Origin of the sequence: Curvivirga aplysinae, from assembly GCF_009711445.1 — a bacterium.
Taxonomy (GTDB): domain Bacteria; phylum Pseudomonadota; class Alphaproteobacteria; order UBA8366; family Aestuariispiraceae; genus Curvivirga; species Curvivirga aplysinae.
Genome location: NZ_SMMC01000002.1, coordinates 1 through 211 on the forward strand (window position 1 = coordinate 1; position 211 = coordinate 211).

Sequence of the window (211 nt, forward strand, 5' to 3'; positions counted from 1 at the left end):
TTTCTGTATCAAGAGTGACATCCCCCTCTTGAGAGGCCAGTATCGCCCCATCCAGCTGAGTATGATCTCCCACATTGATATTCAGATCATCTCCCGCAACAATGCGTGTTTGATTATCTACATAAGCACGCTCTGATTCAGTACGGCTATTTGATAAATGCGCAGAAACACTTACCCCATAACCAACTGTCGCCGAGGCTCCCGCAGAGAA

General features: G+C 47.4%; 1 protein-coding gene. It reads right to left on the reverse strand.

Translation table 11 applies throughout. From position 1 onward, the window contains the following. The coding region (locus tag E1160_RS00010) for a hemagglutinin repeat-containing protein (protein WP_218048597.1) at positions 1-211 on the reverse strand (211 nt) is incomplete at both ends.